This window comes from Pseudooceanicola marinus (assembly GCF_002786295.1).
Classification (GTDB): domain Bacteria; phylum Pseudomonadota; class Alphaproteobacteria; order Rhodobacterales; family Rhodobacteraceae; genus Pseudooceanicola; species Pseudooceanicola marinus.
Genome location: NZ_PGTC01000024.1, coordinates 60,827 through 81,424, shown reverse-complemented (window position 1 = coordinate 81,424; position 20,598 = coordinate 60,827). Strand labels below are relative to the sequence as shown.

20 protein-coding genes are annotated in these 20,598 nt (G+C 65.6%); 13 read left to right on the top strand and 7 right to left on the bottom strand.

Annotated elements, in window-relative coordinates; translation table 11 throughout:
* Window positions 1-7: 7 nt before the first annotated feature.
* A complete protein-coding gene (hglS, locus tag CVM50_RS18145; protein ID WP_085888778.1) occupies window positions 8-1,396 on the top strand; it encodes a 2-oxoadipate dioxygenase/decarboxylase HglS in 1,389 nt (462 codons plus the stop codon).
* On the opposite strand, the gene CVM50_RS18140 is transcribed toward hglS, so the two are convergent.
* Complete coding sequence (locus CVM50_RS18140; RefSeq protein WP_085888777.1) at window positions 1,397-2,074, bottom strand: TetR/AcrR family transcriptional regulator; 678 nt, start codon at window positions 2,072-2,074, stop codon at window positions 1,397-1,399.
* A 404-nt stretch (window positions 2,075-2,478) separates the two neighbouring features.
* Here CVM50_RS18140 and CVM50_RS18135 point away from each other — a divergent pair, with 404 nt between their 5' ends.
* The 4 genes from CVM50_RS18135 (at window position 2,479) to CVM50_RS18120 (ending at window position 7,768) form a co-directional block, all read left to right on the top strand.
* Window positions 2,479-3,579 (top strand): ABC transporter ATP-binding protein, encoded by a 1,101-nt coding sequence (locus CVM50_RS18135; protein WP_085888776.1) that lies wholly within the window; start codon window positions 2,479-2,481, stop codon window positions 3,577-3,579.
* 121 nt (window positions 3,580-3,700) lie between these two features.
* Window positions 3,701-4,801 carry an extracellular solute-binding protein gene (locus CVM50_RS18130; RefSeq protein WP_085888775.1) on the top strand — a complete coding sequence of 367 codons (1,101 nt, stop codon included), beginning with the start codon at window positions 3,701-3,703 and terminating at the stop codon, window positions 4,799-4,801.
* A gap of 113 nt (window positions 4,802-4,914) precedes the next feature.
* Window positions 4,915-6,576 carry an ABC transporter permease gene (locus CVM50_RS18125; RefSeq protein ID WP_085888774.1) on the top strand — a complete coding sequence of 554 codons (1,662 nt, stop codon included), beginning with the start codon at window positions 4,915-4,917 and terminating at the stop codon, window positions 6,574-6,576.
* Between the two features lie 13 nt (window positions 6,577-6,589).
* Entirely contained in the window at window positions 6,590-7,768 is a 1,179-nt protein-coding gene (locus CVM50_RS18120; RefSeq protein ID WP_085888773.1) for an ABC transporter permease subunit, read from the top strand.
* Between the two features lie 111 nt (window positions 7,769-7,879).
* On the opposite strand, the gene CVM50_RS18115 is transcribed toward CVM50_RS18120, so the two are convergent.
* Genes CVM50_RS18115 through CVM50_RS18105 form a run of 3 tightly spaced genes read right to left on the bottom strand, consistent with a single transcriptional unit; the run spans window position 7,880 to window position 9,624 of the window.
* Window positions 7,880-8,635 carry a LamB/YcsF family protein gene (locus CVM50_RS18115; RefSeq protein ID WP_085888772.1) on the bottom strand — a complete coding sequence of 252 codons (756 nt, stop codon included), beginning with the start codon at window positions 8,633-8,635 and terminating at the stop codon, window positions 7,880-7,882.
* Window positions 8,636-8,651: 16 nt separating this feature from the next.
* The gene (locus CVM50_RS18110; RefSeq protein ID WP_085888771.1) at window positions 8,652-9,353 is read right to left on the bottom strand and encodes a helix-turn-helix domain-containing protein; all 702 of its coding nucleotides are present in this window, start codon (window positions 9,351-9,353) and stop codon (window positions 8,652-8,654) included.
* A complete protein-coding gene (locus CVM50_RS18105) occupies window positions 9,325-9,624 on the bottom strand; it encodes a hypothetical protein (protein ID WP_085888962.1) in 300 nt (99 codons plus the stop codon). Before CVM50_RS18105 ends, CVM50_RS18110 begins: the two co-directional genes overlap by 29 nt.
* Before the next feature lie 327 nt (window positions 9,625-9,951).
* Between CVM50_RS18105 and CVM50_RS18100 the strand changes: the two genes are divergently transcribed.
* The 3 genes from CVM50_RS18100 (at window position 9,952) to CVM50_RS18090 (ending at window position 12,435) form a co-directional block, all read left to right on the top strand.
* Window positions 9,952-10,476 carry a hypothetical protein gene (locus tag CVM50_RS18100; protein ID WP_085888770.1) on the top strand — a complete coding sequence of 175 codons (525 nt, stop codon included), beginning with the start codon at window positions 9,952-9,954 and terminating at the stop codon, window positions 10,474-10,476.
* Between the two features lie 131 nt (window positions 10,477-10,607).
* Complete coding sequence (locus CVM50_RS18095; RefSeq protein WP_085888769.1) at window positions 10,608-11,234, top strand: ribonuclease HII; 627 nt, start codon at window positions 10,608-10,610, stop codon at window positions 11,232-11,234.
* A 100-nt stretch (window positions 11,235-11,334) separates the two neighbouring features.
* Complete coding sequence (locus CVM50_RS18090; protein WP_408634074.1) at window positions 11,335-12,435, top strand: site-specific DNA-methyltransferase; 1,101 nt, start codon at window positions 11,335-11,337, stop codon at window positions 12,433-12,435.
* 96 nt (window positions 12,436-12,531) lie between these two features.
* Here the strand turns inward: CVM50_RS18090 and CVM50_RS18085 are convergent, their stop codons facing one another.
* Both CVM50_RS18085 and CVM50_RS21785 read right to left on the bottom strand, forming a co-directional pair.
* Window positions 12,532-13,239, bottom strand: coding sequence for an SDR family NAD(P)-dependent oxidoreductase (locus CVM50_RS18085; protein ID WP_085888768.1), 708 nt, complete (start codon window positions 13,237-13,239; stop codon window positions 12,532-12,534).
* Window positions 13,239-13,550 (bottom strand): hypothetical protein, encoded by a 312-nt coding sequence (locus CVM50_RS21785; protein ID WP_198431933.1) that lies wholly within the window; start codon window positions 13,548-13,550, stop codon window positions 13,239-13,241. Before CVM50_RS21785 ends, CVM50_RS18085 begins: the two co-directional genes overlap by 1 nt.
* Window positions 13,551-13,634: 84 nt before the next feature.
* Between CVM50_RS21785 and CVM50_RS18075 the strand changes: the two genes are divergently transcribed.
* A complete protein-coding gene (locus CVM50_RS18075; RefSeq protein WP_157792226.1) occupies window positions 13,635-14,234 on the top strand; it encodes a TetR/AcrR family transcriptional regulator in 600 nt (199 codons plus the stop codon).
* Here CVM50_RS18075 and CVM50_RS18070 read toward each other — a convergent pair whose 3' ends face one another.
* Complete coding sequence (locus CVM50_RS18070; RefSeq protein WP_085888766.1) at window positions 14,235-15,053, bottom strand: sulfotransferase family protein; 819 nt, start codon at window positions 15,051-15,053, stop codon at window positions 14,235-14,237.
* A 172-nt stretch (window positions 15,054-15,225) separates the two neighbouring features.
* Between CVM50_RS18070 and CVM50_RS18065 the strand changes: the two genes are divergently transcribed.
* From CVM50_RS18065 to polA, 4 genes are all read left to right on the top strand, one after another.
* The gene (locus tag CVM50_RS18065) at window positions 15,226-16,803 is read left to right on the top strand and encodes a DUF5928 domain-containing protein (RefSeq protein WP_085888765.1); all 1,578 of its coding nucleotides are present in this window, start codon (window positions 15,226-15,228) and stop codon (window positions 16,801-16,803) included.
* A gap of 25 nt (window positions 16,804-16,828) precedes the next feature.
* Entirely contained in the window at window positions 16,829-17,209 is a 381-nt protein-coding gene (locus CVM50_RS18060) for an HIT domain-containing protein (RefSeq protein ID WP_085888764.1), read from the top strand.
* Window positions 17,210-17,311: 102 nt separating this feature from the next.
* A complete protein-coding gene (locus tag CVM50_RS18055) occupies window positions 17,312-17,503 on the top strand; it encodes a zinc-finger domain-containing protein (RefSeq protein ID WP_085888763.1) in 192 nt (63 codons plus the stop codon).
* Window positions 17,504-17,749: 246 nt separating this feature from the next.
* Window positions 17,750-20,569, top strand: a complete 2,820-nt coding sequence (gene polA / locus CVM50_RS18050) for a DNA polymerase I (RefSeq protein WP_085888762.1) — start codon at window positions 17,750-17,752, stop codon at window positions 20,567-20,569.
* Window positions 20,570-20,598: the final 29 nt, after the last annotated feature.

The window sequence follows — 20,598 nt, the reverse complement described above, 5'->3', positions numbered from 1 at the left end:
GGACCCCATGACCCATCTGCCCGCGGACGAGATCCGCACGCTCTTTTCCCAGGCCATGTCCGAGATGTACCGCCAGGAGGTGCCGCAATACGGCAACCTGATCGAGCTGGTGCGCGACGTGAATGAGGAGGTCATGTCGGCCGACCCGGCGCTGAAGGCCCGGCTGGAGGCGGCGGATGAGCTGTCGCGCCTGGATGTCGAACGCCACGGGGCGATTCGGCTGGGCACGGCGGAGGAGCTGTTCAACATCCGCCGCATGTTCGCCACCATGGGCATGGCGCCCGTGGGCTACTACGACCTGTCGGTGGCCGGGCTGCCGGTGCATTCCACGGCCTTCCGCCCCACGACGACCGAGGCCCTGTCGCGCAATCCCTTCCGTGTCTTCACCTCGCTCATCCGACTGGAATTGCTGGAAGATCGTGCCCTGGCGGCGGAGGCGGAGGAGATCCTGTCGCGCCGCGCCATCGTCACGCCCCGCTGCCTGGAGCTGATCGCCGAGGGCGAGGCCCAGGGCGGGCTGACCCGGGCGCAGGCGGAGGAATTCGTGGCCGAGGCGCTGGAAACCTTCCGCTGGCATTCCGATGCGACGGTGACGGCTGGCACCTATGCCCGCCTGGCCGCCGAACACCGGCTGATCGCCGACGTGGTCTGTTTCCGCGGGCCGCATATCAACCATCTGACGCCGCGCACCCTGGACATCGACGCGGTGCAGGCGCGCATGCCCGAGCGGGGCATCGCCCCCAAGGCGGTGATCGAAGGCCCGCCGCGCCGCGCCGTCGACATCCTGCTGCGCCAGACCTCCTTCAAGGCGCTGGAGGAGCCGATCCTGTTCCCCGGCGAGGGCGGATCGAACGGCGAGGAAGGCACCCACACCGCCCGCTTTGGTGAGATAGAGCAGCGCGGCGTGGCCCTGACACCCAGGGGGCGCGACCTCTATGACCGCTGCCTGGCCGAGGCGCGCAGCCGCGCCGCGGTTGGGGCGACGGGCGAGGGGGCCGAAGACTACATGGACGCGCTGGCCGCGGCCTTCACCGGGTTTCCGGACGATGCCGACAGGCTGCGCCGCGAGGGGCTGGCCTTCTTCCGCTACCGTGTGGCAGGGCCACTGCCCGAGGGCGTGGAGCCTGTCGCGGAGGCGGTCGAGGACCTGCTGGCCGCCGGCGCGCTGGTCGCCGATCCGCAGACCTACGAGGATTTCCTGCCGGTCTCGGCGGCTGGGATCTTCCAGTCGAACCTCGGCACCGATGCGCAGTCCAACTTCGACGAGACCGCCAACCAGGACGTCTTCGAGACGGCGCTCGGCTGTGCCGTCACCTCGGAAACGGCGCTCTATCGCGATGTCGAAGAAACCAGCCTGACCGAGGCCCTGGCCGCACTGGCCGGCGGCGCGGGCTGATCAGCCCTCCTGTGGGCTGAGGTCGTGCAGGTGCTGTTCGGGCGGCAGCATCGGGCGGGGCCGGGCCACCATCTCCTCGGCCTCCCTGGCGTCCAGCCCGGCCAGGCACAGCAGCCGCGCGGCGGCCGTGGGGATCGTCACCGGGGCGACCTCGTGCCGCGAGATCGCCAAAGCGAAGCCGACGATGGCATGGGTACTGAGTTTCCAGGCAAGCGCCGGGTCGCCCGGCGTCAACCGGCCCGAGGCCTCGGCCTTGGCCAGCAGGTCGATGGTGAAGGGGCCGATCCGGCGATACATCACGTCCGAGACGATGCCCGCGCGGTTCAGCAACTGCCGCCACCGCTGATCCTCGGTGGCCGTTTCCAGCACCGTCATCAGGGCGATCGCGTAAATCTGGGCCGGGTCGTCCAGGCCCGCCGTGGCGCTTTCGACCCGCAGGGCTAGGCCCTGCATGATCTCCTCCAGCACGGCGACGGCCAGATCATCCTTCGATTTGAAGTAGTTGTAGACCGTGCCCGCGCCCACGTCGGCGCGATCGGCGATCTCCAGCATGGTGGCGGCGTCGATGCCCTTGTCGCTCATTACGGCACTGGCAGCGCGAATCAGGGCCTGACGGTTGCGCCGCTGCCGCCGCGCCACGCGCCCTTCCTTCGCCTTGTTTGCTGCCGTTTCGGTCATCTCGTCGCCTTTCCTAAAGATGAACGTTATTCAAGTCCGAAGACGCTCGCAAGTGAGGCACTACGAAAGTCAGGCGCCTTCCTGCCCGTCGTGGGGCTTGCCTAATCACTGTGCATATGCGTAGGCTTGCGGATAAATCACGGTGCGACAGCCCGTTTTGCGCTGGAAACTCGGCCAAGCGGGATATGAATTCACATCGAGGGTGACTAAAGAATGAAATTGAACGACGTTCATGGGTGAGAAGAAACGTCTGCGCTGCATCAGTTCGCGAGGTTTCGCGGGATCCGATCTTCGGGGAGACCCGGATTGGCCGATACAGCGTCCCTTGCCGGTGGCAAGGTTTCGCCCAACCCTAACGCGGGCCCTGCATGCCTGCGAAGAAAAAACGAAACGGGGAGCCTGAATTGGCAGCTACATCTGACAGCGAGGCATTCGTCGCATTCGAACGTGTGCAAAAGAGCTACGACGGCGAGACGCTGGTCGTGAAGGATCTGAACCTGACCATGCCGAAGGGGGAGTTCCTGACGATGCTGGGGCCGTCCGGGTCCGGCAAGACCACCTGCCTGATGATGCTGGCCGGGTTCGAGACAGCCACCTACGGCGAGATCAAGCTGGATGGGACGTCGATCAACAACATCCCGCCGCACAAGCGCGGCATCGGCATGGTGTTCCAGAACTACGCCCTGTTCCCCCACATGACCGTGGCGGAAAACCTGTCCTTCCCGCTGGAAGTGCGCAAGATGGGCAAGTCGGAGCGCGAGGGCAAGATCAAGCGGGCGCTGGACATGGTGCAGATGGGCGATTTCGCCGGTCGCCGGCCCACCCAGCTGTCGGGTGGCCAGCAACAGCGGATCGCCCTGGCCCGCGCCCTGGTCTTCGAACCGGAACTGGTGCTGATGGACGAACCGCTGGGCGCTCTGGACAAGCAGCTGCGCGAACACATGCAGTTCGAGATCACCCGCCTGGCGCATGAACTGGGCATCACCACGGTCTACGTGACCCACGACCAGACCGAGGCGCTGACCATGTCGGATCGCGTGGCCGTCTTCAACGACGGTCGCATCCAGCAGCTGGCGGCCCCAGACACGCTCTACGAAGAGCCGGAAAACAGTTTCGTCGCGCAGTTCATCGGCGAGAACAACACGCTGGAAGGCGTGGTGAAGGAAATCAGCGGCAACACCTGCACGGTACAGCTCGACAACGGCGAGCTGATCTCGGCCCGCCCGGTCAACGTGACCGAGGTCGGCCAGCGCACCCAGGTGTCGATCCGTCCCGAACGCGTCGAGACCAACAAGGAGCGCCTGCAGGAGGGCGCGCACCTGCTGAAGGCCGAGGTGTTGGAGTTCGTCTACATGGGCGACATCTTCCGCACCCGCCTGCGCGTGGCCGGCAATGACGACTTCGTCATGAAGACCCGGAACGCCCCCGACCAGGAGCGCCTGAAGAAAGGCCAGATGGTCGAGATCGGCTGGCTGCCGGATGATTGCCGCGCGCTGGACGCCTGATCGCACGTTGCACCCGCGGTCGCGTTCCGGCGCGGCTGCGGCCTGTTGAGATACCGCGCGTTTCACCCGTAGCCGCGGATCCATGAATGAAACATAACGGGTTGAAAATGGGAGTTATGACATGAAACTCACTCAATCCCTCCTGGCCGGTACGGCACTGGCGCTGGTCGCCGGCACCGCCTCCGCGCAGGACATGACCTTCGTCTCCTGGGGCGGCGCCTACCAGATGTCCCAGCAGAAGGCCTACGTTGAGCCCTATGTCGAAGCCAATCCCGGCGTCTCCATCACCTGGGACGAAAGCTCGGCCGAAGCGGTGGCGCGTCTGCGTGCCATGAACGAAGCCGGCAACATCACCTGGGACCTGGTCGATGTCGTGGCTGCTGACGCCATCCGCCTTTGCGACGAAGGCCTGGCGATGGAATACGATCCCGAGGACATGCTGGCCCCGGCCGACGACGGCACCTCGGCCGAGGATGACTTCGGCGACATGATCGTCTCCGACTGCTTCATTCCGCAGATCGCCTATTCCACCACCTTCGGCTACCGCACCGACATGGTGCCCGAGGGCGTCGACGCCCCCTCCGACATCTGCTCGATCTTCGACCTGGAAACCTATCCCGGCCGTCGTTCGCTGGAACGCCGCCCGATCAACAACATGGAATGGGCGCTGTACTGTGACGGCGTGGCCAAGGACGAGATCTACGATGTCCTGGCAACCCCCGAAGGTCAGGACCAGGCTCTGGCCAAGCTCGACACCATCAAGGACGACGTGATCTGGTGGACCGCCGGCGCCGACACGCCGCAGCTGCTGGCTGACGGTGAGATCTTCATGGGCTCCACCTACAACGGTCGCCTGTTCTCGGTCATCGTCGAGCAGGATCAGCCCGTTGCGATGATGTGGGACATGCAGGTCTTCGACCTGGACGGCTGGATCATCCCGACCGGCCTGAGCGACGAGAAGCTCGAAGCCGTCAAGGACTTCGTCTACTTCGCCACCGACACCCAGCGTCTGGCGGATCAGGCTGCCTACATCTCCTACGGTCCGGCGCGTCAGTCCTCGGCTCCGCTGGTTGGTGAGCACGCCGAACTGGGCATCGACATGGCGCCGCACATGCCGACCAACCCGGAAAACGCCGAGAACACCCTGCTCTACAACTACGAGTTCTGGGCTGACTACCGTGACGACATCGACGCGAAATTCCAGGCCTGGCTGGCCCAGTAATTCGCGCCTGATGGCATGACGAACAGGACGGGCCGCGCCGAACGGACGGCGGCCCGTCCACTCCCCGAAAAGGCTCCGCAAGTGAGCCGGGCTATCAAACCGACAGGGACGACATGAGCGATACGACCCAGAACGGCCCCATGCTGGCCGCCGACGGCACGCCTCTGAAGCGCAGTCTCAACCGTGCTCTTCGCCGCCAGAAATTGCGGGCGCTGATGCTGATCGCACCGCTGCTGATCTTCGTCCTGGTGACGTTCATCGCGCCGATCGCGGACATGCTGTTCCGCTCCGTCGAGAACCAGATCGTTTCCGACACGCTGCCCACGGCGACCGAGGTGCTGGAAGATTGGGACCACACCACCGGCGCCCCGCCGGGCGAGGAGGTCTACCAGGCGCTCTACTACGATCTCTACCTGGCTGCCGAGGCCCGCGCGCATACCCGCCTGGGCACGCGCCTGAACTACGAATACACCGGCGTGTCCTCGCTCTTCCGCTCTACGGGGCGCGGGCTGGAGGACCTCGGTGAAGAATACCAGGACATCCTGGAAGACGCCGACGACCGCTGGGGCGAGGGTGCCTTCTGGTACGAGCTGATGACCGGCACCGGCGACACGGATGCGCGCCTGGTGCGGGAACACCGCGCGCGGCTGCAGGCGCTGGAAAACGCGCGTCTGACCGGCGACGTGGGCTTTGCCCCCTCCGTCGAGATCAAGGAACTGCTGCCGCAGACCACCTTCGCCTATACCGATTTTGCCGTCTTTACCGCGCTGATGGACGAGGACGTGGTGGCCGAGGAGGATCCCTGGGAAGGCGTCTACGCCGGCCTGGCGCAGGATCTGGAGACGGCGGATCTGTCCGGCTACGACGGACCCGGCGCCGAGGCGCTGGTCGCCGCGCAGCAGACGCTGGCGGAGCAGGCCGAGCCGATCAACTACACCGCCTTCTTCGAAAGCGAGGACAAGGACTGGGTGAGCCCGGATATCTGGGCCACCATCCAGACCTACTCCTCCACCTACACCGGCGGCTATTTCCTCAATGCCGTGGACATGCAGCTGACCCCCGACGGGATCGAGATGCGCCCCGACGGCCAGCGCCTCTACATGGTGCTGTTCCAGCGGACGCTGTTCATGTCGCTGACCATCACCCTGTCCTGCATCCTGCTGGGCTACCCGGTGGCCTGGCTGTTGGCCAACCTGCCGGCGTCCAAGGCCAACCTGCTGATGATCCTGGTGCTGCTGCCCTTCTGGACCTCGCTGCTGGTGCGAACCTCGGCCTGGAAGGTGATGTTGCAACAACAGGGCGTCATCAACGACGTGCTGGTCTGGCTGGGGCTGGTGGATGACGCCGCCCGCCTGGTGATGATCAACAACCAGTTCGGCACGATCGTGGCGATGACCCACATCCTGCTGCCCTTCATGATCCTGCCGCTCTACTCGGTGATGCAGGGCATTCCGCCCAGCTACCTGCGCGCGGCGAAATCCCTGGGCGCGACCAACTGGACGGCCTTCTGGCGGGTGTACTTCCCGCAGTCGGTGCCCGGCATCGGGGCGGGGTCGATCCTCGTCTTCATCCTGGCGATCGGCTACTACATCACGCCGGAAATCGTCGGTGGCCGGACGGGGACCTTCATCTCGAACCGGATCGCCTACCACATTTCCACCTCGCTCAACTGGGGCCTTGCGGCCGCACTCGGGGCGATCCTGCTGGCGGTGGTGCTGTTGCTCTACTGGGCCTACGACCGGATCGTCGGCATCGACAACGTGAAACTGGGCTGAGGAGGGCGAGACAATGGCACTGACAATCGCAAAACCCACATCCGCCATCTTCGCCGCCGGAGTGGCCGCCGTTTTCGGCGCCTTCTTCGGGATCTTCGCCGGCACCGCCCAGGGCTCGGGCCTGCTGGGCTTCGTGGCCGGCGGCGCGGTGATCTTCGCCCTGTCCTGGGTGCTGGCCAGCTTCATGCGGGAGCAGCAGAAGGCGGCCCGCTGGGGCCTGGCGGTGATCTTCATCGTGGCGGGCTTCCTCTTCGCGGGGCTGCCGGGGGTCGTGACCGGCGCGATCTTCGGGGTGTTCTTCGGCTGGCTGATCTTCTTCGTCGCCTCGGGCCGTTACCGGACCGGGATCCCGCCCTATGCCACCCCGCGCCAGGTGCTGTGGCACTATGCCTTCCGCATCATCGCCGGGCTGATCCTGGTCTTCCTGATCACGCCGATCCTGGTCGTGATGCCGCTGTCCTTCAACGCCGAGGACTTCTTCACCTTCACCCCCGAGATGCTGGCCTTCGACCCGGAGGGCTACTCGCTGAAGCACTACCGCGACTTCTTCACCAACTCCGACTGGCAGGGGGCGCTGTGGAACTCGGTGCGGATCGCGCCGGTGTCGACGATCCTGGCCGTGGGCTTCGGCACGCTGGCCGCGATCGGCCTCAGCCAGCCGCACGTTCCCTTCCGCCAGGCGATCATGGCGATTCTGATCTCGCCGATGATCGTTCCGCTGATCATCTCGGCGGCGGGGATGTACTTCTTCTATTCGCGCATCGGGCTGCAGGGGACCTATCTGGGCGTGGTGCTGGCCCACGCGGCTCTGGGTATTCCCTTCGTCATCATCACGGTGACGGCGACGCTCGTTGGCTTCGACCGGTCGCTGACCCGGGCGGCGGCCAACATGGGCGCGGATCCGGTGACCACCTTCTTTCGGGTTCAGATGCCGCTGATCCTGCCCGGCGTGATCTCCGGCGGGCTGTTTGCCTTCATCACCTCCTTCGACGAGGTGGTCGTGGTGCTGTTCGTCGGTTCGGCGGGGCAGAAGACGCTGCCCTGGCAGATGTTCATCGGTCTGCGCGAACAGATCTCGCCCACCATCCTGGCGGTGGCGACGATCCTGGTGGGCATCTCGATCTGCCTGCTGGCGACGGTGGAACTGCTGCGCCGCCGGTCGGAACGGCTGCGGGGCATGTCGCCCAGCTGATCCGGGCTGTCAGTCTTGGAAAAAGGGAAGGGGGCCGCTGGCCCCCTTCTTGCGTTGCGGGGCAACGCAATTCATCCCCGGAGTATTTTTAGCTGTCGGATAACAGCAGGGTCAGGCGAAGGGGGCGATGGTGACGCCCTCGGCTTCCAGCCGGGCGCGCAGCTCGGTCGCCAGGGCGACGGCGGAGGGTTCATCGCTATGCACGCAGATGCTTTCGGCGGCCTGCGGAATCTCGGCGCCGGAGACGGTCTGCATCCGGCCGGTGTCCAGCAGGTGCAGGATACGCTCGGCCGCGGCGCTGGCATCGTGGATCATCGCCCCGGGCTGGCCGCGGGGGACCAGCAGCCCGTTGTCCTGATAGCCGCGGTCGGCGAAGATTTCCGAGATCGTGGGGATCCCGGCGGCGCGGGAGGCGGCCTCCAGCTCGGTGCCGGAAATGGCCAGCATGGCCAGGCCGGAGGCCTTCACCGCCACTGCGATGGCATCGGCTACGGCGCGATCGGCGGAGGCAAGGTTGTTCAGCGCGCCATGGGGTTTGACGAAGGTGACCGGGCAATCGGCCAGGGACGCCACGCCCTGCAGCGCGCCGATCTGCGCCGCGACCAGGCGGGTGATCTCCTCGCCGGTCATGGGGATGATGCGACGGCCAAACCCTTCGCGGTCTGCGTAGCCCGGGTGGGCGCCGGCGGTGACGCCCGCCTCGCGGCACAGCCGCAGCGTGCGGTACATGGTTTCGGGATCCGAGGCATGGCCACCGCAGGCCACGTTGGCCGAGCTGACCACGCCCATCATCGCGGCGTCATCGCCCATCTTCCAGGGGCCGTAGGCCTCGCCCAGGTCGGAGTTGATGTCGATTGTCCGGGTCATGCGGGGCCTCCTGTGGTCAGAGCACCCGGATAACATCCTTGCCCACGGAAAGCACGTAGCCGCGCCGCGCGATGTTCTTGATCAACAGTTCGCTGACGATCTGGTTGCCCAGGGTATCGCGCAGCCGCTTGATCCGGGTGGCGCCGGCGGCCTCCTCGCAATCGGCCTCGGCCCGGCCGGAGATCATCGCCTCGATCTGCGCCCCCGACAGCACGTCGTCGTCCATCCGCGCCTCGGCCAGCACCGACAGCGTCTCGATCGCCGCATCGGTCAGCTTGAACCCGAGGTTGTTGAGGTAGACCATCTTCTCATCGCGGGAGATCATGAGGCTGTTCACCTCGATCCCGGCGCGTTCGATCGCCGCCATGCGCCGGTTCAGCGTCACCAGCATGACCAGTGACCCGAGGGCCGCCAGCAGCAGCGCGGCGGAGAAGATCAGCAGCACGAAGATGACCATCCGGTAGGAGGTCAGCGTTTCCGAAAAGGCCGTGCCCGACAGCGCCAGGATGTTCAGTAGCTGCACCTCCGACTGGGAGGTCAGGTCGTTTTCCACGAAGATCCGTTCGACCCGGTGGTTGAAGGCATTGGCATCGGGCAGGTTCAGGAACAGGAATACCGCCGCCAGGGCCAGGATCGCCACCACGGCGCCCAGTCCCAGGGCGACGGTGCGCGTGCCCGATTTCCGGATGTCAGAAGCGAAGATAATAGGGTCCTGCATTGGCCTTCCTGTCTGCCAGCCCGCTGTCGTCGAAGACGGAGACGACATTGAGCAGCTCCCAGCCCGCCTGTGCAAGCCTTTGACGCGCTTCCTGGGTCGCGGTGGACGTGTCGCAGGCGGAAACCTGCAGCACGCCGTAGTGCAGTTCGTAGGGCTGGTCGCGCTTCGCCTTGTAGTCGGCATAGCAGGCCGCCTGTGCCGACACGGGCAGGGCCGTGGTCAGGGCGACGGTGGCGAGCGCCAGCATGAGAGAGGCTGTTTTCCGGGTCATGGCGCCACTGTCGGCCATTCATTGCCGCTATTCAATGACCGAGCGGCCATGCGCCGCCGTTATCGGATAACCAGCTGATCCCGCGCAACTTTCATGGGCCTGTTATCCGATATCGGGGGGCTGTCATCGGGGGCTATCGGATAGCCCGGCGGTGATATTGCCCGGCAGGAGGGGGCGGGGCCAGGTTCATCTCATCGCTTCCGGGCCAAGGCCGCGACGGGCCCCCGGGAGATCAACGTAACCCATCACGCCAGGTGGCCCCGCCGCCCAGACAGATCCAAAGACACACCCAACCGGCCGCAAGGCCCCCGCCGAAAGGACAGACCCATGACCCGTTTCTTCCGTATGACCCGCAAGGCCGTGCTTTCCACCATCGCCGCCGCAGTGGCCGCGACCTCGATCACCGCGACGCCCGCCAGCGCCGGCAATGACGACCTGGCCAAGGCGCTGCTTGGCATCGGTGCCATTGCCATCATCGGCACGGCCATCGCCAACGAAAGCCGCGCCAATGATCGCAAGCATGAGGATCGGGACTGGAATCGGGGCGGCTGGAACAATGGCGGCCATAACGGTGGCTGGAACAACGGCGGCCACAACAACGGAGGCTGGAACCACAACCCCCGGCCCCGTCCGGCACGCAAGACCATCGCATCGCGCTGCGAGGTGCGCACCTGGGTGAACGGCTACCGCGCCATCGGATACCGTGCCGCCTGCGCGCAGAAGACCGCCTCGCGTCCGCAACAGCTGCCTCAGGCCTGCCGCCAGCGCACCGACATCCCGAAAGGTGTCCAGGGCCCGAAGGTCATCTACCGCAAGGTTTGCATGCAGAAGCGTGGCTGGGTCACGACCTGACCCCGACCCGACGATAAACCAGAGCAGCACCTTGCCCCGTCCGGTTCGCCCGGGCGGGGCCTTTTGCATCCCGGTCGCGCCCGCGCCGCTTGGCCCTTGCCAGGCGGGGGCGGGCCTGCTCAAACGCGGGGATGAAGACACTACCGGATTTTTCGCTCGAAGAAGCCCTGTTCGCCCGTGGCGCGCGCCTGGTGGCCGGCGTGGACGAGGTCGGGCGTGGCCCGCTGGCCGGCCCCGTGACCGCCGCTGCCGTTATCCTTGACCCGGCTGCCATCCCCGAGGGGATCAACGATTCGAAGAAGCTGTCGGCGAAGCGGCGCGAGGCCCTGCTGGCCGCACTGCACGACAGCGCCCATGTCTGCGTGGCCCATGCCAGCGTGGAGGAGATCGACGAGATCAACATCCTGCAGGCCAGCCACCTGGCCATGTGCCGCGCCATCGACGGGCTGCCGGTCCGGCCCGATCACGTGCTGGTCGACGGCAACCGCCTGCCCAGGGCGCTGACGCTGCCCGCGACGGCGGTGGTGAAGGGGGACGCCAAGTCACTGTCCATCGCCGCGGCCTCGATCCTGGCAAAGATCGCCCGCGACGCGATCATGGTGGATTTGGCGCAACAGTATCCCGGCTACGGCTGGGAATCGAATGCGGGCTACCCGACGAAGGTTCATCAGGCGGGACTACAAAATCTCGGTGTGACCCCACATCATAGACGTTCCTTCACACCTGTGCGCAATATATTGTGTCGAGGCGAAAACTAAACCCCTGATTCGAATAAATAAATTGACCTCGAATCCGCTTTGACTCATCATTTGTCCACAACATAGAGCGCGAAAATCGCGCCGTGCATTGAGGCAGTACATGATGAACACCAAAGCAAAAGGGGCTCCCGAGCTCCCTCTCAATACCATTTTGTCCGGCGACTGCGTGGAAGTGATGAACGCACTTCCCGAGAATTCGGTCGATCTGATCTTCGCCGATCCCCCCTACAACCTGCAGCTGCGCGGCGATCTGCACCGTCCCGACAACTCGAAGGTCGATGCGGTCGACGACGACTGGGACCAGTTCGACAGCTTCGAGGTCTATGACCGCTTCACCCGCGACTGGCTGAAGGCGGCGCGCCGCATCCTGAAGCCGAACGGGGCGATCTGGGTGATTGGCAGCTACCACAACATCTTCCGCGTGGGCGCCGCCCTGCAGAACGAGGGCTACTGGATCCTGAACGACGTGGTCTGGCGCAAGGCCAACCCGATGCCGAACTTCCGCGGCAAGCGGTTCACCAACGCCCATGAAACGATGATCTGGGCGTCGAAGTCGGAAAAGGCCAAGTACACCTTCAACTACGAGGCGCTGAAGGAGCTAAACGAGGGCGTGCAGATGCGCTCTGACTGGGTCCTGCCGATCTGCAACGGCGGTGAGCGCCTGAAGGATGCCAACGGCGAAAAGGCCCATCCGACGCAGAAGCCGCAGTCGCTGCTGCATCGCGTGCTGATCGGCTCGACCAACCCCGGCGACGTCGTGCTGGATCCGTTCTTCGGCACCGGCACCACCGGCGCCGTGGCGAAGATGCTGGGCCGCGATTTCATCGGGATCGAGCGCGAAGAGGCCTACATCAAGGTCGCCGAGGAACGTCTGGGCCGGGTGCGCAAGCTGGACAAGGAGGCGCTGGAAGTGACCCGCGCCAAGCGTGCGGAGCCGCGCGTGCCCTTCGGCCAGCTGGTCGAACGCGGCATGCTGCGCCCGGGCGAGGAACTGCATTCCCTGAATGGCCGCTACAAGGCCAAGGTCCGCGCTGACGGCACGCTGGCCCAGGCGGACATCAAGGGATCCATCCACCAGGTCGGCGCCAAGCTGGAAGGTGCGCCGTCGTGCAACGGCTGGACCTACTGGTGCATCAAGCGGGACGGCAAGAGCATCCCGATCGACGCGATGCGCCAGCAGATCCGCCAGGAAATGCGCTGAGGCCCGGGGCCTGCAACCGATAGCCGCCGGCGCCGCATCCTGGGGGACGCGGCGCCACCACCTTGCCCTGCCGCTTGCGGCGGGGCTTTTTGCATCTCATGACCGCCGGATGATCCCATAGGCCAGCGCCGGCGAGAGCCGGAGCAGCAGCCGCAGCAGCCGGACCTTGCCCACGTCGATCTCGTCCTCGCCGCTGCGGATGCCGGCAAGGATCTGCCGCGCCGCCTCCTCGGGCGGCATCTTCCCCTCGGGCGCCCCCTGTGAAAGGCTGGTGTCGACCAGCGGCAACAGGGCTTCATGCACCTGCACCGGCAGCGCCGCCAGGCGCACCTGGTCGCGCAGCGCGCGGCTGAAGGCGCGCAGTCCGGATTTCGAGGCCGAGTAGACCGCCGCATCTCGCTTCGGAGCCAGCGCGAGGCCCGAGGTGATATTGCAGACAAATCCCTCCTGTGCCGCGATCACCGGGAGCAGCTGCGCCGAAAGCTGCATCGGCGTCACGAGGTTGATGGCGATCTCGCGCGCCACTTCGGCGGGCTGCGGGTCCTCGGTCAGCAGTGCATGCACCATGATGGCGGCATTGTTGATCAACCCGGCGCAGCGCGGATGCTCGGCGCGCACCCAGCTTGCGATGCGCGTGGCGGCATCGGGGGCGGCGAGATCCAGCGCCAGCCCTTCGACGCCCTCGGGCAGGGCGTCGAGAGACCGCGCCACCGAGATCACCTGGCAGCCCGTCGATTGCAGTTGCAGCGCCAGCGCCCGGCCGACGCCCCGCGTGGCACCTGTGACAAGCACGGTCCGGGCCATCACGCGCCCTCCCGCATCATGTGGTGGCCGTTCTCGAGCGTCGGGATCACCGCCTCGAGCCTGAACCAGGGGGTGCTGAAGACCGGACCGTCCCGCAGCACCTCCATGGCGCGGTGGAAGGCCGTCGGGGACATCCCTTCGACCATGGCAATATCCGAGCATTGCGCCGAAAAGGCCTCGGCATCGAAGAAGCGCATCTGCGACAGGCCGGCCTGCGCCAGCGCCTCGGCGGCGCGGGTATCGCGCTCGGCGCGGGGAATCTGCAGGAAGGCGGGCAGGGCGGTGAGAAGCAGGAAGTAGGTTTGGGTCATGGGGCACCTTGCAGGAAAAGCGGACACATGCAGAATCCGAGCAAAGGCTCATGTTTCATACTCGCATACCGAGGTGCCCCGCAGATGACTAGAGACCCCCCTGTCAAGCTTAGGAAATCTCCGCGACAGGCGCGGGCGCGGGCGACCTGCGAGGCGGTGCAGGAGGCGGCGGCTCGTATTTTGCAGCGCGGCGGGGTGGCGGCGGTCAGCACCAATGCGGTGGCAGAGCTGGCGGGGGTCTCCATCGGCTCGCTCTACCAGTACTATCCCGGCAAGGAGGCCATCTTGGCTGAACTGGTTCGTGCCATGCGCGCCGAGATGCTGGAAGACCTGCGCCGCGCCGCGCGCGCCTGCGAGGGCCAGCACATCACCCGTGCGATCCACTTGCTGCTGGCGGCCTCGCTGGAGCACCACCGCGCCGACCCGGCCCGCGCCGCTGCCATCGAGGAGGCAGAGCGTCACCTGCCGCTGGATGCCGAGACTCAGGCCCTGAAGGCCGAAATCGCAGCGATGGTCATCGCCGTGCTGCGTGCCCATGACGTGCCCGAGCCCGAGCTGGCCGCGCGCGACCTGGCCGCGATGACAAATGCCATGGCCGATGCGGCCTGCCTGGCAGGAGAGCGGGACGTGGACGCGATCCTGCCCCGGCTGGAACGCGCGGCGCGCGGCTACCTCGGGGTGTGATCACTCGCCCAGCTTGGCGTGCACCTCGTCCAGGTCGATCTCCCCCACGGGCATCTTGTTGGCCGGGTTGGCGACATCGTATTTGAACAGGTCGAAGTCGCGCTTGTAGATCTCGTAGACCAGATGCATCGACAGGTCGTCGAAGTAATCCTCGACCGGATGCGCCCGCTTCGGCCCGTGGCCCTCGCTTTCGTTGAAACGCGGGATCTGGCCCAGGTCCACCGCATGGGGCGTCTCGATGGCGTCCAGCACCTGCTGCATCCCGTCGTTGAACTGTTCCGTCCAGAATATCTTGTCGTAGCGCCCGCCGTTGACGATGAAGGTCGACACATGCCCCGCCATGGCGGACCAGTGGATGTCGGGTTCCATCGGGCGGCGCCAGCGGATGGTGTCGCGGGCAAACAGCAGGAAGCGGCGGAAGCTGGCGATCTGGTCGAAGTCGTCCTGGCCGTCCTCGCCGCCGACCTCGATCCCGTATTTCTGGATCAGCAGCGGCACCAGATTGCCGCGATAGCGGCGCCCGTTGCGCTGGATGCCGCAGATCTTGTCGAAGAAGGACGACAGGATGCGGGTGTAGGGATTGCGCACGCAGGTGAAGGCATAGGATTTGTGCCCCTGCACGTTCGCCTCGATCAGGGGCTGGCTATGGTCCTGCGACCACTTGTGCAGCCCGTCGGTCGAATCGTGGATGTCACCGTCGAAGAACCGGCCATGGTCCGAGTAGAACATGATCTGTCCGATGGTGGAGCAGGCGCATTTCGGCACCACGCGATAGACCACGCTCTCGCTTTCCGTCATCCAGGTGCCTGGAAACCCCATTATGCCTGTCCCTTTGCATTGCGCTCGTCTGCCCTGGCGCCTGTTTTTGGCGCCTGTCCCCAAACCCGGCGCGTGTCTGGCTTAAAAAAGCAAAGAAACCCTGTTTTATCAATCCGCCTTGACGCGTATCACTGGGCAAACCTCCGGATGCTGAAGGGCTGCGCTGACGCATATGGCGACGATCGCGTTCATATTGCTGTGTCACAAGGACCCTCAGGGGATCATTGACCAGGCGAACCGGCTCACTGCCGTGGGCGATTACATGGCGATCCATTTCGACGCCCGCGCCAACCCCGCCGATTATGACCAGATCCGCGCCGCGCTGAAGGACAACCCCCGCGTCACCTTCGCCCGCAAGCGGTGCAAATGCGGCTGGGGGGAGTGGTCCCTGGTGGAGGCCACGCTGAACGCGGTTGAGGCCGCGATCGACGCCTTCCCCCGCGCCACCCATTTCTACATGCTCTCGGGCGACTGCATGGCGATCAAGACCGCCGAATACGCCCATGATTTCCTCGACCGCGAGGAGGTGGATTATTGCGAGAGCTTCGACTTCCACACCTCGGGCTGGATCAAGACCGGCATCAAGGAAGAGCGGCTGATCTACCGCCACTACCTGAATGAGCGGAAGCACAAGTTCTGGTTCTACAAGTCGCTGGAATGGCAGAAGAAGCTGGGCCTGACGCGCGAGATTCCGGAGGATCTGCAAATCATGATCGGCTCGCAGTGGTGGTGCCTGCGTCGGCGCACGATCGAGGCGATCCTGGACTTCACCAAGACGCGCCGCGACGTGATGCGATTCTTCCGCACCACCTGGATCCCGGATGAGACCTTCTTCCAGACCCTGGTGCGTCATCTGGTGCCGGCGAAGGAGATCCGCTCGCGCACCCTGACCTTCCTGATGTTCACCGACTACGGCATGCCGGTGACCTTCTACAACGACCACTACGACCTGCTTCTGGCGCAGGATTTCCTCTTTGCACGGAAACTCTCGCCGGAGGCGCATGAGGTCAAACGCCGCCTCGGGCAACTCTATGCGGCCCGCGGGGTCGACTTCCAGATCTCCAACGAGGGGCGGTCGCTTTACAAGTTCCTGACCGGGCGGGGCCGCATCGGGCGTCGTTTCGCCACACGGTTCTGGGAAACCGAAAGCTCGCTGGGGCGCGAACGCGAGCTGATGATCGTGATCTGCAAGAAATGGCACGTGGCCAAGCGGCTGGTGGAACGGATCGTCGAGGAGACCGGCATTCATGCCATCGAGTATCTCTTCCACGAGGCGACGACGCCCCTGCCGGACTTGGGTGGAATCCAGTCGACGCTGGAGAAACGCACCCGCCACCGGCGCGCGCTGATGCGGATGCTGTTCGATTACCACCAGACGGATCGGATGATCGTCTGCATGGATCCGTCGGGCCTCGACCTGATGCAGGATTTCTGCGGCGACCGGTCCCGCACCCGGCTGCTGGAAATCGAATGCGATTTCACCGACGATTATCTCGTGGGCCATGCCAAGCGCGTCGGCCTGGCGGGCGAACAGACCGCGCGGGACACGCTGGAACGGCTGCTGCCGACGATCCGCCACGACATCGCCTATGAAAGCGACCGCATACGGGACAGTGATTTCGAACATCTTGGCCGTATCCGCGAAGGCCAGACCCCGGCCCAGAACGCCGTGGCCCTGGCCGATTTCCTCTCCGTAGATGCGGCGACGGCGGAGAAGATCCTCTCTCTGCCCCATCTCTTCACCGACTGACCGACAGACCGAAAAGGGTGTGCCCATGGCCTATGCCTATGATGACCAGAACATCTTCGCCAAGATCCTGCGCGGCGAGATCCCCAACAAGACCGTGGTCGAGACCGACCATACCCTCGCCTTCGAGGACATCCGCCCCCAGGCGCCGGTGCATGTGCTGGTGATCCCCAAGGGCGCCTACGTGACCTATGACGATTTCGCCGCCCGCGCGTCGGAGGCCGAGATCGTCGATTTCCACCGAGTCCTGGCCAAGGTCGTGGCCGAGGCCGGCATCGACGCCGCCAGCGGCGCGGGCTGCCGTTTCATCTCCAACGCGGGCGAGCATGGCGTGCAGGAGGTGCCGCATTTCCACATGCACGTCCTGGGTGGCCGCCCGCTGGGCCGGATGCTGGACGCGGCGATCTGATCGCCGCCGACGGCGCGTGATGGCTGCGGCGCGGCGCGCCTTGCGCGCGCCCGCCCTTTCACGCTATTTCCCCTTCAGGCAAACGCAGTCGCGAGGAACCCCATGTCGTTCGAAGCCCCGGAAACCAAGATCGTGGAAACCGCCAAGATCGCCTGCGACGGCGGCGAAGGCGCCCTGGGCCATCCGCGCGTCTGGCTGCACATTCCCGAAGAGACCGGCTTCATCGAATGTGGCTACTGCGACGCGAAATACATCCTGAAAGGCGGCCCCGCCGACACCGGCTCCGCCGCCTGATCCACCTCGACAGACCGGCCATGCCGCCCGGCGCCCGACAGGGCGTCCCGGATGATGGCCCCTGCGCGCTGGCCCGGGCCAGCCTGCCGCGCCGCTGTCTTCTCTTTGCCGAGAGTATCCCGGGGGGGAGTTGCCGCAGGCTCAAGCGGGGCAAAGCCCCCGCTCGGCGCGCGCCTGTCCTCCGCTCTTCCCCCCGCCCCCGCTTCATGGCACATCTGACCCCCAGACGAGCACAGGGGTTTCATCATGAGTTTCGGCAAGGGCTGCCACCTTCACCTGATCGACGGATCGGCCTTCATCTTCCGCGCCTACCACGCGCTGCCGCCGCTCACCCGGAAATCCGACGGGGCGCCGATCGGGGCGGTCTCGGGCTTCTGCAACATGCTGCACCGCTACGTGGAGGGGAACACCGGCCCCGACGCGCCGACCCATGTCGCCGTGATCTTCGACAAGGGCAGCCACACCTTCCGCAACGACCTCTACGACCTCTACAAGGCCAACCGAGAGGCGATGCCTGAGGATCTGCGCCCGCAGATGCCGCTGACCCGCGAGGCGACGAAGGCCTTCAACATCGCCTGCGAGGAGATCGAGGGCTATGAGGCCGACGACATCATCGCCACCCTGTCGTGCCAGGCGCGCGAGGCGGGGGGGCGTGTCACCATCATCTCCTCGGACAAGGACCTGATGCAGCTGGTCGGCGACGGGGTCGAGATGCTGGACGCGATGAAGAACATCCGCATTGGCGTCGAGGGCGTCGAGGCGAAGTTCGGTGTCGGCCCCGACCGCGTGGTCGACGTGCAGGCCCTGGCGGGCGATTCGGTGGACAACGTGCCCGGCGCCCCCGGCATCGGCATCAAGACCGCCGCCCTGCTGATCAATGAATTCGGGGATCTGGAAACGCTGCTGGACCGCGCCGAGGAGATCAAGCAGCCCAAGCGCCGCCAGACCCTGATCGAGAAGCGCGAGCAGATCGAACTGTCGAAGAAGCTGGTCACGCTGGACTGCAACACGCCTCTCGACTTCACCCTGGATGACCTGGAGGTGAAGGACCCCGACCCCGATGTCCTGCTGCCCTTCCTCGCCAAGATGGAATTCCGCAGCCTGACCAAGAGGATCGCCGACCGCCTGGGCGCAGAGGCGCCGGAAATCGACGACACGCCCCAGCCGGGTGCCGAAGCCCCCGAGGAAGCCGCCCCCGACGCGCCGCCCATCGACCCGGACAAGTATGAGACCGTCACCGATGCCGAGGCGCTGGCGGGCTGGATCGACCGCATCCGCGAACGCGGCTACGTGGCCGTGGACACGGAGACCACGGGCCTCGACGAGATGGTGGTGGACCTGGTGGGCATCTGCCTGTGTGTCGATGCCGGCACCGCCTGCTACATCCCCCTGGCCCACAAGGCCGAGGGCGAGTCGGGCGGGCTGTTCGGCAACGACGATCTAGCGCCGGGGCAGATGCCCCTGGCCGAGGCGCTCGATCTGCTGAAGCCGGTGCTGGAGGATGACAGCATCCTCAAGATCGGTCAGAACATGAAATACGACGCCAAGATCCTGCGCCGCTACGGGATCCGCGTCGCGCCCTTCGACGACACGATGCTGATCTCCTACGCGCTGCACGCGGGTCTGCATGGTCACGGCATGGATGCCCTGTCGGACCGCTACCTCGGCCACACGCCCATCCCGATCAAGGAGATCATCGGCACAGGCAAAAGCCAGATCACCTTCGACCGGGTGCCGATCGACAAGGCCACGCGCTATGCCGCCGAGGACGCCGACATCACCCTGCGCCTGTGGCAGACCCTGAAGCCGCGCCTGCACCGCGAACAGGTGACGACCGTCTACGAGACGCTGGAACGCCCCCTGTCGCCGGTTCTGGCGACGATGGAGATGCACGGCATCCAGGTGGACCGCGACACGCTCTCGCGCATGTCCAACGCCTTCTCGCAGAAGATGGCGCAGCTGGAATCCGAGATCCACGAGCTGGCGGGCGAGAGTTTCAACGTCGGCTCCCCCAAACAGCTGGGCGAGATCCTCTTCGACAAGATGGGCCTGGAGGGCGGCAAGAAGGGCAAGACCGGCGCCTATGCCACCGGGGCCGACATCCTCGAAGACCTGGCGACCGAACACGACCTGCCCGCCCGGGTGCTGGACTGGCGCCAGCTGTCGAAGCTGAAATCGACCTATACCGACGCCCTGCAGGAACACATCAATCCCGAGACGGGCCGCGTGCACACCTCCTACGTGCAGACCGGGGCCAACACCGGGCGCCTGGCCTCGACCGATCCGAACCTGCAGAACATCCCCGTGCGGTCGGAAGAGGGCCGTCGCATCCGCGAAGCCTTCGTCGCGCCCGAGGGCAAGGTGCTGGTTTCGCTCGACTACTCCCAGATCGAACTGCGCATCCTGGCCCATGTGGCGGGGATCGAGGCGCTGAAACAGGCCTTCCACGAGGGTCAGGACATTCACGCCGCCACCGCGTCGGAGGTCTTCGGCGTGCCTCTTGACGAGATGACGCCGGAGATCCGCCGCCAGGCGAAAGCGATCAACTTCGGCGTGATCTACGGCATCTCGGGCTTCGGCCTGGCGCGTAACCTGCGCATTCCGCGTGGCGAGGCGCAGGGCTTCATCGACCGCTATTTCGAGAAATTCCCGGGGATTCGCGAATACATGGATCAGACGACCGCCTTCGCGAAGGAAAACCTCTTCGTGCAGACCCTGTTCGGGCGCAAGATTCATACCCCCGAGATCGCGGCCAAGGGACCGCGCGCGGGCTTTGCGAAACGCGCGGCGATCAACGCGCCGATCCAGGGCACGGCTGCCGACATCATCCGCCGCGCCATGATCCGCATGCCCGAGGCGCTGGCGAAGATGCCCGACAGCGCGGCGGTGAAGATGCTGCTGCAGGTCCACGACGAACTGATCTTCGAGGTGACCACCGAAGCCGCGGACGACTTGGTGGGCGTGGCGCGCGGCGTCATGGAAAAGGCCGCCGATCCGGCGGTGAAACTGGACGTGCCGCTGGTCGTCGACGCGGGGCAGGGCGCCAACTGGGCCGAGGCGCACTAGGCGCCTCGTCCCCGTCAGGGTGCGGACGT